This window comes from Pseudomonas sp. S32 (genome assembly GCF_016648095.1).
GTDB classification, from domain to species: Bacteria; Pseudomonadota; Gammaproteobacteria; order Pseudomonadales; family Pseudomonadaceae; genus Aquipseudomonas; species Aquipseudomonas parafulva.
This window is the reverse complement of record NZ_JACVVF010000003.1, coordinates 68,443-81,705: the sequence shown is the minus strand read 5'-3', so window position 1 is coordinate 81,705 and position 13,263 is coordinate 68,443. Positions and strand designations below refer to the sequence as shown.

The following is a 13,263-nucleotide window of genomic DNA, read 5'->3' as shown; positions in this document are numbered from 1 at the left end:
TCTGACGCGGTGCTGGAACAAAAGAGTAGGTCATGGCAGTGACGGCTCGAATTAGTCGATACTGCTAGGTCAACGACGGAATGTGAGGGGCGTGAATGCAAATCAGCCGAAAGCTCAACATCTATGAGATCGAGGATCTTTACCTGTCGCACGGTACCGATCCCAACCTCAGGCTTCCCATCAGCATGAGCCACGGTGGTGGTTTGGGCGTCGACGCAGCTTTGGCTCAGTTCATAGTCACTTGGGCACGTGCGTGCGAAAAAACGGTTCTTCACCTGTACGCAGCCGCCGGCGACGATGCCATGACGCAAATCACGCAACTGGCCCAGACTGCTGCAGGGTTTTCAGCATTGATCATGTGCAGTGAAGTCCATGCGCAGGATCATCAGGTCATCGACCGACGCGCAGCGCTGATCGCTATTAGACCTCTGGTCGATGCAATGTTTGAAGGTGAGCTGCGCTATACCGCGGGCACCCGTGGTGCCAGGCCTACAGTGATCAACCTCTTCAGCGTCAATCACGCCAAGCGTGAGTTCATCAAGCCGTTTTACTTCGAGCACGCCACGCCCAAGGTACAACCAAAGTCCTGGTTCTCAACGCTGGTTGATCAGTCGTCGATGCTGATGAACGCACGAGGGGATCGGGGGACGCTGCTCAAAGCAGGACTGCCTGCCCTGGGTAGTGTGCTCTGGGAACTGATTTCGAACGCCGACCAGCACGCGGTGACGGATGTCGACGGGGTCAAGTACAAGAAGGCGCTGCGCGGTACCTCCATCAAGCTCAACCGAATGAGTCGTCAGGATGCGCTTGAGTATTCAGACAACGAGCCCGAGCTGGCCCGCTTCATCCTGAGGCACTACCTGAAAGCAGATGTGTTGGATTTTCTGGAAATCTCAGTGATCGACAGTGGCCCGGGGCTGGCACGTCGTTGGCTGACAGCCAAGGAGATGCGGCCTGTGGAAAGCCTAGAGGCACTGAGCCTAGAGGCTGAGCTTAAGGCCACGCTTGATTGTTTTAAGAAGCACGTCACCTCTAAGCCACAGTCGCCAACCTCAGGTATGGGGCTGCATAACGCCGTCCAGGCACTCAACAAGCTCCAGGCTTTCGTGCGTGTCCGCACAGGGCGGCTTTCATTGCATCAGGCCTTCCAGGGAAGTGACGAGGTTATGGAGTTCAATCCGTCGATTCGATACGGTGGCCGGGTGCTGGCCGCTGTGGAAGGCACAGTATTCACCATCTGCATTCCGGTGAACTGACATGTTCGATCTCATGGATTTCGAAGTCGAGTTGCGCCATGCCGGCAAGCCGATTCACGTCGTGGTGTTCTTCACTGGCCCTGATTTGCTTACCGACACACAAACAGCGCACGCATTGCAGCATCAGCTCTCTGGCTACGTCCTGCCTGACCTTGTGGTGTTCCTGATGCCGGGGTACGTCCTAGACGAATTCCGCACCCATCAGGCGGACGCCACATCGCCCTTGATGGCGGAGCTCAGTCGCAAAGGCCCTGGGTCGCCTCGCACCTACGTGTGTGCGTTTTACGACGTGAATGGCGTCATCGCCGAGTATGTCCACATTTCAGGCCCCAAGCAGCAGTTCGAGGCGCTCATCAAGGGGAACTCCGATGTCATTGCGAAGACTGGCCTGACACATCTCGTCGAGCGCTCGAAAGTGCTGAAAAAGGCGCCGGCAGGCTTCTTCTACTCAAAGCCGTCTTCTCGGGCCTCGAACTACTTCATCCGTGCGGAAGACTTGCTGTCCGAGAGCCTGCACGCCCACTACCTGGCGTTTGTCTGCCTGCCCTTCATTAAGAAGGCTACGGAAGACGGGATGGGGGTGCCCGATACACTATATCTGGACACGATAGCTTTGCTGCCCTTGGCAATGGCCATGCAGATGTACCTGCTGCGGTTTGGGCAGTCTGGCTTTACCAACATCCGGTCTTTCCATTCACACGAAGGCCTCATTAAGGACGGGCCTCTGCCCAAGGCGGTCTCGGCTCTGTGCATCATCTCCGCGTCGACCCAGTGCGGCCTCGCGCAGCAATGGATCAAGGTGAATAGCGCTTCGCCCTCGCGCGTGGCGACCATCCTGTCTTTTGAGCGCTCATCGAAGTCCTGCTCGGTTTTGCATACGCTGAAGCAGCCCGAAGACTTCGAGATGCTAGGGGAGGGCGAAGCAGGTGGGATTCGTCTGATTCGGATTCATGGTGAGCGGTTCGTCGCCGAGCACAGCGAGACCAAGCTGCTGAACATCGGCACTGATCATGCGCCAGCCCTGCTGCAGTCCAAATTCTACTCGTTCATGGGCGCCAACCTGTTCAGCTGCTTCGCCCATGACCGACCAGGACTGAGGCCTCGGACGGTTTGCGTCGATAAAGACAATCTGGTGGCTGCCAGCGACTTTGGCGTATGGTTCGACAGGGTACTGTTGGAGGAGGCTGTCGCGTCCACCCGCTGCATCATCCACGATGACGACTCGGCTAGTGAAGCGCTGGCCGATCGGGCGATCGCTTATCTTGCGACCTGTGGGGTCACAGTCGCGAACAAGGTGTCTTTCGATAAATTCAACCCCAACGTAGCTTTCGAAGGTTCAGTCATCGTCATTGCCGCTGCTGCCGAGCGCGGGTCGCGTCTGCAGAGTGTAAGTCGCCGTCTGCGTACTGCACAGCAAATGGGCACCCGGCTGTACATCACCGGTGCACTCTTCGGTCGCAGCTATGTGCTGATGAAAGATTTGCAGAGCAACCTGACGCAGCCGGCCAAGGATCATAGCCGGTACGTTTTCAAGACCTTCATGGAAATCCCGGCTGCCGAGCTTGCCTGCACTAGCCATTGGGTCGAGGAGCAGCGACTGCTAGGTTCTCTGTACTCGTTCGCGGACACCTTTTCGCCGGCCATCACCCAGCGCATGGACGTATTTGATAACGCCGCCAAGTGTGGGCTTGGTCTGCACCCATTTTGGCCAAGCAGCCACACTGGTGATCCGATGACCCTGAGCCGTGGCTTTGCGTTTGTCGACGGCAAGAAAGATGTACGAGGATCGACGTCGACGGACATCTACCTCACCATCCTATGGATTCTGCAGAACGCCCGGTACAGCGATAAGGTGCAGACCGCCAAGCGACTGGAGTCCGGGGAGCTGCAGCAAGTATTGCTCTCGCCGGATGTGTTCTCGCGCTTTGACGATGGCGTAATCCAGGCTGCATTCTTGCGCGCTGCCGTGCCTGCGGAGCTGGACTACCGGGCGCACGAGACGCACAGCCTTTCGATGGCGGACATTATCCAGCGCGTAGCCGCAGGGTATGGCCAAGAACGCGGTGAGGCCGCCATGGAGTTCGTGATGGCATTGGCGATCGCGAAGATCCGCCTGCACAAGGACGTCGATAGCCGCCTGCGTGCTAGCCTGATCGAGACCCTGTCGCCGTACGTGCCAGAGATCCCTTATCTGCTGGATCCAGAGTGCGATTCTCCCTTGTGATCAATAAACGCGTAAATCGTTGGCTCCTGGCCGTCCGCCACCAGCAGACCTAGATTTGCCAGTCACAGCCTAGCCACTGATAGTGGCTGGGCTGCTGGCTGCTGGGCTTTCGAGTAGTCGAGTTAGAAGGCTGCTAGATTGGTGCGCCGGGAAGCTCTGCGACGTTGAGCAGGCGCGTCACTAGACTGCTGGCTCACGACAGCATGTATCAAAATGCCACCAATGATCTGGACGGAGGAGCGGGATTACCATAAATTCCATGGCCAAAGCTGCCATGGACGTCGAGATGGAACCTAATGATGCCGGCGGAGTCGCTGCCAAGCACGGCTTCATCTTCCAGGATTGTGTTGCTGCCTACTACGTCACCCAGATGTTGCGGGACAAGACCATACAACGCGTTCGGTGCGAAGTCACCGATGACATCGATATCGTTTGCGATGAATTCGTTGAGTTCGTGCAGGTTAAAACTACTGCGAAGGCCCACTGGGCAAGAAACGATCTCGTCGTCCTCGGCACAGGTGTCGGCAAGAAAAAGATCGCCCGCAGCTCGATCCTACATAAGTCCATGGACTGTGAACCCAAGCTCGCAGTGCCGAGGAAATTCAGGATCGTCACGGAGCATCCTGTCAACGTCACCCTCGACTACCTACTCATCAACCGTGATGAGCGTGACGGAAAACCCGGGCGCGATGAGCTGGTCGACTACCTGAACACCAGAACCTCAAATTATGTCGCTGCCAGCGGGGTGGACGTGGTGACGTGGGTTGACGCTGCGTGCTGGGAAGTCTTCCGAACCATGCGCGAGATTGAGCTGCTGGGCATCCGGAACATCCGGCTGGCTTCGTATGACCTTCATGGCGTCATCTTGAGCACTGAAGCAGCAGCGGAGGACATTTGGCGTGGCATACTGGATACAGTCACTCGTAAGGGTGCTATGTCTCGAAGAGTCCACTCAGTTGACAATAAATCCTACCTTCGCTCCGATTTGAACGCCTGGTTCCTGGGCCATGTGGAGGAAGATCAGAAGCGCGCGGGTCGCAAGGTCTACGTTAAACGGCCTCTTCCTCATATCCTGGTTCCATTCCGCAACCCACTAGCCACTCCATGCGCCAAGCGCAATGGTCGCGTCCTGCACCAGCAGTACAGCCTGAAGCGTTACCGCTACAAGCACATCGTCGACAACGTATGCAAATGGCTGGATGAGGTTTTCCTCCGTCCCAACGAGCTGGCAGACATCCACAAGCTGTCGATTGTCGAGCAGGGGCAGCGCCTTAAGAAAACGGTGTTCGCCTCCATTGCAGACGTCCGCTCCTTCCTTGGGCGGGTGCTTCTTCATGCCACGATCCGACAGATGCATGCCAGCCAGCCCATCCCATGCTTGCTTTATCTCCAAGGCAAGGATGAAGAAAAGATCCTTGAAAACGTCCATATCGTTCGCCGAGACCCAGAAGGCGATCAACTCTGGGTCGGTTTCAGTGAGCTTGTGACGGCAGCCAACATCACCACGCGGCTGCCTGAGATCCGTGAACAGCTCTACGAGGAGATCGGCAAGTGTTTCGGCGAGGCTCGGGGCAAAATCCTCGACATCAAGGATGACGACTACCTACTGTCCCACGACATTGATGCCATCCTGGACGAGAGCCACCCGTTCGACGCCCACTTGGATCGGTTCCGGTTTGTACTGTTCATTGGGTACGACTCGACGCTGCTCACTGATCCCGAAACACCGGGGCATGAGGATCATCTGGAGCAAGAAACGGCAGCTCTCTTCGAAGCTTTTGTCGATGACTTGGAACACGACCCAACGTTCGCAGAGCTCACAATCGACGTGTTCATCTACCCAGCTCCGAGTTTGGAGACGTTGACCCAGTTGGTCGACAAGAAGGTCAGGGAGGCCGTGTGACGGAAGTTTACGATGCAGCAAAACTGAGCTTGGGCAGTGATCGGTTCTCAGCGTTCCGCTACCTGTCAGCGGTCAACTCCCTCTTGTCCAACCCAGTCTCCACCTCCCTGGGTAGAGACCTGACAATACGGGCCCTCGATGCCCGAGAGAAATTTACCGACCACACTGTCATTCTGCGCAACATGGTCAGGAAGGCTGGATTGTTCCCTTACCTCAAGAAAGAGTTTTCTGAGCTGTCCCAAGGTGACCGGATTGCTCTGGACGTGTACCGAACGCCGTTCTCGGAAGATTTCGTCTTCCATTCGATGCAATTTCGGATCTTCGACCTGCTCAAGGCTGGCCGCAACGTAGTGCTCAGTGCCCCCACCAGCATGGGCAAGAGTGCCATCGTCGACTCGCTCCTTGGGCTCGGTCGCTTCAATCGGGTCGTCCTGGTGGTACCCACGGTCGCTCTGGCTGACGAGACGCGCAGACGTCTTCAGGAGCGCTTTGGTGAGGTCTATCAGATTATCCACCACAGCTCCCAAGAGTGCCGCAGCGAGAGGGTCGTGTACGTACTGACCCAGGAGCGGGTCAACGAGCGGGATGACATCAAGGCCATCGACCTTTTCGTTATCGACGAATTCTACAAGCTGGCCTTCCAGCAGCTTAAAAACGGCACCACCGACTTCAAAGACGAGCGGGTCATTGAGCTGAACATCGCGCTTAGCAAGTTGCTGAAGGTGTCCAAGCAGTTCTACCTCACAGGGCCCTTCATCAACAGCATTCGGGGTCTGACGGAGCTGGGGTACGACCACACGTTCATCTCCGCCGATTTCAACACCGTGGCGGTTGATGTGCAGACGTTCGGTGTGGATGCCAATGATGACGAAGGCAAACTGGCAATGTTGGCAACTATTGCGCCCCAGTGCGAAGGCGCCACGATCATCTACTGTAAGTCATCCAGCGTTGCTGGCAAGGTAGCCCGCGAACTTGTCCGGCTCGGCTATGGCCAGCCGTTCCAGAGTGAGCATATTGACTGGGTTGCTGAGGAGTTTGACCCGGAGTGGGACTACACCTATGCCCTCAGGAACGGCATTGGTCTGCATTTTGGCGGTCTCCCCAGGGCGCTGCAGCAGTACACCGCCGACCGCTTCAATGCCGGTGACCTTCGGTTCTTACTGTGCACCGCCACCATCATTGAGGGGGTTAACACGGTTGCGAAGAACGTTGTCATTTACGACAACCGTAACGGCACCCGGGGGATCGACAAATTCACCCATGGCAACATCAAGGGCCGTGCGGGCCGGATGGGAATCCATTTCGTTGGCAAGGTCTTCTGCCTGGAAGATGTTCCGGAAGACAACCTGAATCAGGAGGTCGATGTGCCTCTGGGGATTCAGGACGCGGACACGCCCCTCAATCTGCTTGCCAGCGCACAGCCTGATCATTTGTTCGAATACTCCCATGACAGGTTTGAAGCTGCATTCGCGCAGGATCGTTTTTCCATCGACCTGGTCAAGAAGCACTCTTACTTCAGGATGGAACAGTTTGAGCAGCTCTACAGCATGGTAGAGATGCTCAGCGAGGACGACTTCGAGTCCCTCGTGTTTCATTGGTCGCCAGCGCCAGGCTTTTTGACCACCTTGGCAACGATTTGCAGCAAGCTCGTGCCTCGGACGTTTTCCACGAATGGGCTGCAGACCAAAACCCCCGACAACATCCTGGCCAAGTTGACGAACTATCAGAAAGCAGAGAGTTACTCGGACTACCTGAAAGGCCAAATCGAATACACCAAACAGCGGATCAAGGATGATGAAAAGCGGATCAGGATGGGGCAAAAACGGAATAAAGCTGATGAGAAGCTGACCCTTTCTAGCGGGCTCAACAACGACTTGAAGCTAGTGAGCAACACCTTCGGCTACACCATTCCCAAGGTGTTGGGACTGCTGGAAGACGTGGTTCGCTTGCACGCGACCAAGAAGGGCATCCGCAGCACGATTGACTACAGCTACGTCAGGATGGGCTTTGAGAACCTCCATCTGCCGCCAGGTGTGAATGCCCTAGAAGAGATTGGGATCCCCATCCAAACCCTGCACCGCATATCTGAGTTGCTGCAGTTCCCAGAAGGTGCCGGCGTGGATGAGCTGGCTGACTATCTCCGGCAGAACGAGCAGGCTTGGGAGTTTATGGGGTACGTCGACCAGAGCTTCGTCAGGCGTGCGCTGAGTAATGCTTGAGAGAACAGTCAGTGTGATTTCTAGGCTGGGTACCATTGAGTGTGTAAAGCTGCATCCAGGGAATCTTAAATTATGCAGGTGTAATCCTAATATCGGTCGGTTTCATATCTTGTTAACGATTGATCGGTCCAGCGATAGGAATGGATTATCAGCTGTAGGGATGTCGACCGCGCTGTTAACTTCACGTAGCAGGTAACCGTTGAGCGAGCTGGTTTTGCGTGGGCCTTGTACTTTACAGGCCCATATGTTCAGGCCGTTGGGTGTTTTCTGATGTATGTCTAACTTCTCAAATTCACGTTGAACACGCCGCCACATATCGGCGCTGTTACCCGCTCTTGCGTTTCCTGTTTGCTCCGTAACGTAGCGCTGGAAAATGCCCGGAGTGACCAGGAATAAGGTGCCTTTCACGGTGTGAATCTTGGCCTTGCTGTCGTTGATCAATAATCGGTGACTGTGGATTCCTTTGTACAACCACTCAATGAAATTCTCTCCCACGGTAGCGCTGGAGGGAGCAATTGCTGATTCCAGTCCTCCCATTGTCGGTTCATTCTCGACTATCGACTCTTCCAGGATGTCCATCAATTCGTCCAGGTAGTCGAACCCCTGATATGACGGAATGGTGTCGAGTTGTCGTTGTTCACACGCTGTTTTCGCCGGATCTGGGGCAGATTCGCTGGTTTCAGGGGACGGCAGAGGATGATCCACTAAAGGCTCAATGTTGCCACTGAAGCAGTCTGGCCTGGGCTCATCGGCCCAAATCAGGCCCGGCCGCAGGCGAAGAAACGTAAAATGATGCTGCCAGTCCCCGTCTGTGACGGCGGCGCTCCACACCGCTTTCCCTTCACCTGTCGCATCCACCAATCCATGTGATTGCAGCTCATCGAATAAGGCGATATTGGAGGAGGGGATACCATCCACGGATTGAGCCAGCAGGTAGGCACGCAGTTTGTCTGTCGCAGTTTTGCTGACCAACCACAGGTGCTCCTCGGTGAGCCAGCCGGCCGCGCCGGGCTGGTTGAGCTTGAATTCGTTCTTGATCAGGTGGCGCAGCCCCGTCAACAGGTGATGCTGCAGCGAGTGTTTCGGTGCCTGCAAGGCTTTAGCAGGATTGGCCCCGATGTTCTGTGCCGTAGACACCCGGTCGGCTTGCAGTACCAACTCCCCGAGGGTGCCGGCGAGCTCGTAGTGGTCAGCCAGCAAGGACAGCAATTGCCCCCACAAGGCAGGGTAGCTGCTGAGCCAGTCGAGCAGCGCGGGCGTCAAGATCTGGGTATACAGCAGTCCGGCGGCGGCGCCGTGTAGCTGGTAATTCCGGTCGGGGTGGTAGCGGAAGCGGTAAGGCTGGTTCAGGGGGCCGTGCCAGGGGTGCCAGCTTTCACCATTCTGATACTCCACCTGGAGATCAACGGCGATTTTACCAACGTCATGGAGCAGGGCACCGTAGGCAATGGCGGCGCTCCAGGCGTCCGCCTGCGCGGCCTGGTCTTCCGGTGCGGCACCTCTGGGGAGTAGGTGGGACTGGCGCAACTTCAGGCTGCACGCCACCAGTTCCAAGCCGTGGTCGAGCATGCCACCTGGATAAGCATGGTGATGACTTTCGCTGGCCGGGATTTGCTGCACATAGCTGGCGTAACGGCAAATCGGTTCGAGGTAGAGCTCGTCGAACTGTTGTTGGGAGAGGGCCGTGTATTGCCAGATGCGCTCGAGTAGCCTTTTCCGGTGGCCGGCAGCAAGCAGTGATTCTGCCGACAGCGGTTGAAGAAAACCCTCGGCGGCGGGGATGATCTGTTCGGGCACGCCTTTTTGAGGTTTGAGCCACCAGCGTTTCATCGCAGTACCTGACTAACGTTAATGAGGTCCTTTTGCCTTTTCGGATAAGCCTCTTACCCTTGCGCCCCCTTCCATTGACACCATTACCCTTTACCGCCTCGGCCTTTTTCGCGAGTGCGATAATTCGAAGTCTGGCGCGTCGGGTTAGCCGGCCGATCGGCATAGCCGACCCTTTCGAGTGGGGGTAGACTGCCCGGCATCATGTTTATGACCTGGGGCGATGATGACGCTGAGTGGATGCTCTATTGATCGTGTTGCTGGCGGACCGAATTCATGGCACAGATGCTGCCATTCGGTCTGCAGCCAAGCGCTGTGCGAAAAAGATGCCGCGCAGCCAGCGAGACATCTTGTTCAAAATTGGCAACAGCGCGGCGCCTCGCGAAGTGGTGGCGCATCTCTGTCAAAACTTGGCTGACTGATCTGTCACAGAGTTTTGCAATTAATTAGCATGAAATGACTCTTAGATTGGGAATTAATACTCGGATATTGAGTTTGTCTCAGTTACTATCCTCACGTGTCTCATACCTAGGAAAGATTTCTCATGTCCAAACTTGCCGAATTCAAAGCACTGGAAGCGCAGCTGGCCGCACAACTTCAACAGCTGGATGCGATGAAAAACGATTCCGGCCTGAAGCAGGAAATCGAGTTTGAACAGAAGTTGAAGGCCTTGCTGGAAGAGTACGGCATGAGCCTGCGCCAGGTGATCACCATTCTGGACCCGGCCAAGGGCGTGAGCGTGAGTGCCGCAAGCGTGTCGAGCGGCGCTAAGCGCAAGCCGCGCGACGTCAAACGCTACAAGAACCCGCACAGCGGCGAGGTCGTGGAAACCAAGGGTGGCAATCACAAGATCCTCAAGCAGTGGAAGCAGGAGCACGGCTCGGATACCGTCGAGAGCTGGCTGGAGTAATCGACTCCGCATTAGCGGTCGATACCGGCCCTGCCGAAAAACAAAGGCCCCAAATCGGGGCCTTTTTGCTGGTTGAAGGAAATCACGCCGTGAGTCGCTCCGGCGCTTCTGTGGTGCGGTCGGCCTGCAGTGCCAGCAGGAACTCCGAGGCCTCACGGGCTTGGCCACTGGCGCGGAAAATCGCACGCTTGTCTTCCTTGAGGATCTTCAGCCAGGAGGCCAGGTACTCCTCGTGGCGCAATTCTCCCTGGGTGGCGGTCAGTGCGCAGAGAAACGCTGCACCCATTTCCGCGACCAACTCCTCGAAAGCGTAGGCTGCGGAACCGAAAGCGTGCCCGCCGGTGATGCCGTCGCGATTCAGGCGCGATCGATGACCCGACCAGTGAGTCAGCTCGTGTAGGGCAGTCGCATAGTAGCTGCCGACGTCCTCGAACTGGGCTTTGGTGGGCAGTTGGATGCGATCGCGCAGCGGCTGATAGAACGCGCTATCGCCGTAGCAATGCTCGATCTGCGCGCCGCTGGCTAGCAGCAGTTTCTCGGCCGGGGCATGGTCGGTAAATGCGAGCGGCTCGTTGTCCTCAGTGGGGCCTGGCTCCTCGTCAGGCAAGCCTTCGGTCTGCTCGATGTTGAACAGGCAGTGCGTGCGCAAGAGGGCAAACTGCACCATCTTGATATTGCCCTGGTCATCGCAAACGACCTGGCCGTCCTCGTCGTGCGCCTCCTTGCTCATCGGTTTGTACAACACCGCGAGGGTGGATTGCTCGCCCTTGCGCACATGGCCGCCAGCTTTGCGTGCCTGGTTGAAGGTCAGCCAGCGATCCTGGGTGAAACCTCGCAGGCGCGCCTCGGCCCACAGCAGTGGAATGTTGATGCCGGCATAGGGCCGCCGGGTGATGGCGTTGATGGGAAAAGGGGAGTCAGAACTTGAACCGGTGGTGGTCCAGGGTTTGATCCAGGGGATCACGCCTTGGCTCAAGGCGCTGACGATCTTGTTGGTGACATCCAGGTAGATATCGGACATGGCGTTCTCCGGGCATGTAGGGGAACGCTGCCCGGCCGGGAAGGGTTCCCGGTGGGGTAAGTGAGGCAGTAGCGTGCTGCAGGGTTAGAGGGCGGCGATATCTACTACGATCTCGCCGGGTAGCCGGATGAGCAGAAAAGGCGGGCCTCTGCGTGGCGTGATGCGAGCCAGCTGAAGCTGCGGCAGGTGAGCAGATACTGAAGTGCCGTTTTGCCGTAAGCGGTCGAGTTGCAGCTCGATGGGACAGTGTGAAGCACGCGGTGCCGAAGTCAGCACGCTGTTGAGCAGGTCTGCCAAGCGCAGGCCTGACTGTCCAATCGGTTCCTCGCCTGTGGCAGGTTCAATGAACTGCTGCCAAACGCCTGGGCTCAGCACCACCGCATCCGAAAAGCGCTTCATCCTGGACATTGGGACCTCCGCGTAGCTGATCTCGCGACACCTCATGTGAGGTTTGTGCATGGATCTGCTCAAACCGAGCAAGGCATTGAGCAGGGTGCGTCCATGTATTAAACCGCGCTTGGACGTGAGGTCAATCTCCGGCCATACCCTCAATAGAGGGCTCTATCCAGGGAGTTCCAGCGAAGACTTCCGGCCTTAAATTCCTGACAAACGGCGATCTTCAATCGACTCAGGAATGATGCGAAAGGCGTCCAGAGCAGCCCGGTTAAGGTGCCGCTCTGGATACGCGAGGTCCTGGCTTATGCGTTCAAGATTTGCCTGCGAGATCAACTTCGGCCGCCAGGTACAGGTGCGTGGAAGTGGCTTCCACCACCAGCGATCCTGCGGTGCCGCGAAGGCTGGCGAGGACAGGATCATCGATGTCGAAGTACTCGGCAAAATCATCGCCGCCGAATTCATCGCAGGCGCGATTCCACCAGGTGTCGAAATCGTCGACGTTGGGGTTGCAGCCAGTGGCATAGGCCACGCGTTTGCGGCCACCACCATCCGGTTTGCTTTCGCCGATCTCGGACATGAGGTAAACACCGTGGTCCTTCACCAATATCACTCTGCAACCATTGATACCGGCCTTGGCCAAGACGGCGTGAAGTTCAGTGCCTGTGAAACGCAGCATGATGAGATCCTCCAGAGGGTGCGGAGGAACGCCACCCTGTGTGGGAGAGTTCCCAGCACTGGAATGGATGTGAGTAGGGTGCATCGAAGACGCAGGCTCAGTGAGCCTGGGGGATTAGAAAGCGTTCATCACCAGGGAACGGTGACCATGCGAGCTGCCGAACGCGAATCGCATTTCGGGGTAACCATCACATGCGTGACGTAGCCTCAAAGGTTATGGCCACCTGGGGTGCTGGATAACCAGCGATTGCAAAATTGGTTTACCAAGCGAACCGATGTAGCGTCAATGGCGCTTTTCGGTGGAGGCAATGTTCGCGATCCAATGAGCGCCACCGGCGATAATCCGGGTTGTTCAAGTGATCAACGGTCATGGAATTCAGCGACAGAGGAGTAAGCTAAAGCTTGGATCCAAGTTAACGGTAGTGGTTTAGCCGCAAGCCCGGTGACGGGTAAGGGAGGCAATCAAATGTCGACTCTAGCTTCTGCCAGTTCCGGCCGGACCGGTCTCGGCAGGTTTCTTATCCGCACTGCGGTTAGTGCTGGTCGAACGATGCGGCGGCTCGAAACGAAAGTGCTGCACTCCAGCATATTGGTTTCAGTACCTTGCAAGCATCGGCGATTTGGCTTGCAGCTTATCAAGCTGCTCCTCGTCCTTGCGGTTGCGTCAGTCGCACTTTTCCTGGCGATCGGAATGGTTGCTCTCTGGGCCATGGCGGCACTGCCCATTACGGCATCCGGTGATGAGGAACCTGGTGTGCATCAGGTCAGTCACCCACAACATCAACACAAGTATCCAGAACTGTATGACGAGTACGGGTCGCTCAAGTAGAGT

The 13,263-nt window shown here is 56.7% G+C and carries 11 protein-coding genes; 7 read left to right on the top strand and 4 right to left on the bottom strand.

The features are described from left to right. The first annotated feature begins 95 nt into the window (after positions 1-95). The 4 genes from IAE38_RS02390 (at position 96) to IAE38_RS02375 (ending at position 7,602) form a co-directional block, all read left to right on the top strand. A complete protein-coding gene (locus IAE38_RS02390) occupies positions 96-1,256 on the top strand; it encodes an ATP-binding protein (RefSeq protein WP_201215634.1) in 1,161 nt (386 codons plus the stop codon). Position 1,257: 1 nt separating this feature from the next. Next, positions 1,258-3,480, top strand: a complete 2,223-nt coding sequence (locus tag IAE38_RS02385; protein ID WP_201215632.1) for a hypothetical protein — start codon at positions 1,258-1,260, stop codon at positions 3,478-3,480. Positions 3,481-3,739: 259 nt separating this feature from the next. Continuing rightward, positions 3,740-5,383 (top strand): HamA C-terminal domain-containing protein, encoded by a 1,644-nt coding sequence (locus IAE38_RS02380; RefSeq protein ID WP_328822886.1) that lies wholly within the window; start codon positions 3,740-3,742, stop codon positions 5,381-5,383. Then, positions 5,380-7,602 carry a DEAD/DEAH box helicase gene (locus tag IAE38_RS02375; protein WP_201215631.1) on the top strand — a complete coding sequence of 741 codons (2,223 nt, stop codon included), beginning with the start codon at positions 5,380-5,382 and terminating at the stop codon, positions 7,600-7,602. The genes IAE38_RS02380 and IAE38_RS02375 overlap by 4 nt, the downstream gene beginning before the upstream one ends. Positions 7,603-7,704: 102 nt before the next feature. Here the strand turns inward: IAE38_RS02375 and mobH are convergent, their stop codons facing one another. After that, positions 7,705-9,432, bottom strand: coding sequence for a MobH family relaxase (gene mobH / locus IAE38_RS02370; RefSeq protein WP_201215630.1), 1,728 nt, complete (start codon positions 9,430-9,432; stop codon positions 7,705-7,707). Positions 9,433-9,665: 233 nt separating this feature from the next. On the opposite strand from mobH, the gene IAE38_RS24135 reads away from it, so the two are divergent. Together IAE38_RS24135 and IAE38_RS02365 are read left to right on the top strand one after the other, a co-directional pair. After that, complete coding sequence (locus IAE38_RS24135; protein ID WP_328822885.1) at positions 9,666-9,851, top strand: DUF7740 domain-containing protein; 186 nt, start codon at positions 9,666-9,668, stop codon at positions 9,849-9,851. Positions 9,852-9,973: 122 nt separating this feature from the next. Next, positions 9,974-10,339 carry a histone-like nucleoid-structuring protein, MvaT/MvaU family gene (locus tag IAE38_RS02365; RefSeq protein ID WP_201215629.1) on the top strand — a complete coding sequence of 122 codons (366 nt, stop codon included), beginning with the start codon at positions 9,974-9,976 and terminating at the stop codon, positions 10,337-10,339. A gap of 82 nt (positions 10,340-10,421) precedes the next feature. On the opposite strand, the gene IAE38_RS02360 is transcribed toward IAE38_RS02365, so the two are convergent. From IAE38_RS02360 to IAE38_RS02350, 3 genes are all read right to left on the bottom strand, one after another. After that, a complete protein-coding gene (locus IAE38_RS02360; protein WP_201215628.1) occupies positions 10,422-11,360 on the bottom strand; it encodes an ArdC family protein in 939 nt (312 codons plus the stop codon). A gap of 84 nt (positions 11,361-11,444) precedes the next feature. After that, the gene (locus tag IAE38_RS02355) at positions 11,445-11,768 is read right to left on the bottom strand and encodes a hypothetical protein (protein WP_236403378.1); all 324 of its coding nucleotides are present in this window, start codon (positions 11,766-11,768) and stop codon (positions 11,445-11,447) included. A gap of 298 nt (positions 11,769-12,066) precedes the next feature. Then, positions 12,067-12,432 carry a DUF3085 domain-containing protein gene (locus IAE38_RS02350; RefSeq protein ID WP_201215627.1) on the bottom strand — a complete coding sequence of 122 codons (366 nt, stop codon included), beginning with the start codon at positions 12,430-12,432 and terminating at the stop codon, positions 12,067-12,069. Between the two features lie 465 nt (positions 12,433-12,897). Here IAE38_RS02350 and IAE38_RS02345 point away from each other — a divergent pair, with 465 nt between their 5' ends. Further along, a complete protein-coding gene (locus IAE38_RS02345; protein WP_201215626.1) occupies positions 12,898-13,260 on the top strand; it encodes a hypothetical protein in 363 nt (120 codons plus the stop codon). Positions 13,261-13,263: the final 3 nt, after the last annotated feature.

Bases quoted from the DNA above. Each gene is read 5' to 3' on its own strand.
- IAE38_RS02350 (WP_201215627.1), bottom strand. From the start codon at position 12,432: ATGCTGCGTTTCACAGGCACTGAACTTCACGCCGTCTTGGCCAAGGCC.
- IAE38_RS02390 (WP_201215634.1), top strand. From the start codon at position 96: ATGCAAATCAGCCGAAAGCTCAACATCTATGAGATCGAGGATCTTTAC.
- mobH (WP_201215630.1), bottom strand. From the start codon at position 9,432: ATGAAACGCTGGTGGCTCAAACCTCAAAAAGGCGTGCCCGAACAGATC.
- IAE38_RS02355 (WP_236403378.1), bottom strand. From the start codon at position 11,768: ATGTCCAGGATGAAGCGCTTTTCGGATGCGGTGGTGCTGAGCCCAGGC.
- IAE38_RS02345 (WP_201215626.1), top strand. From the start codon at position 12,898: ATGTCGACTCTAGCTTCTGCCAGTTCCGGCCGGACCGGTCTCGGCAGG.
- IAE38_RS02380 (WP_328822886.1), top strand. From the start codon at position 3,740: ATGGCCAAAGCTGCCATGGACGTCGAGATGGAACCTAATGATGCCGGC.
- IAE38_RS02360 (WP_201215628.1), bottom strand. From the start codon at position 11,360: ATGTCCGATATCTACCTGGATGTCACCAACAAGATCGTCAGCGCCTTG.
- IAE38_RS02385 (WP_201215632.1), top strand. From the start codon at position 1,258: ATGTTCGATCTCATGGATTTCGAAGTCGAGTTGCGCCATGCCGGCAAG.
- IAE38_RS02365 (WP_201215629.1), top strand. From the start codon at position 9,974: ATGTCCAAACTTGCCGAATTCAAAGCACTGGAAGCGCAGCTGGCCGCA.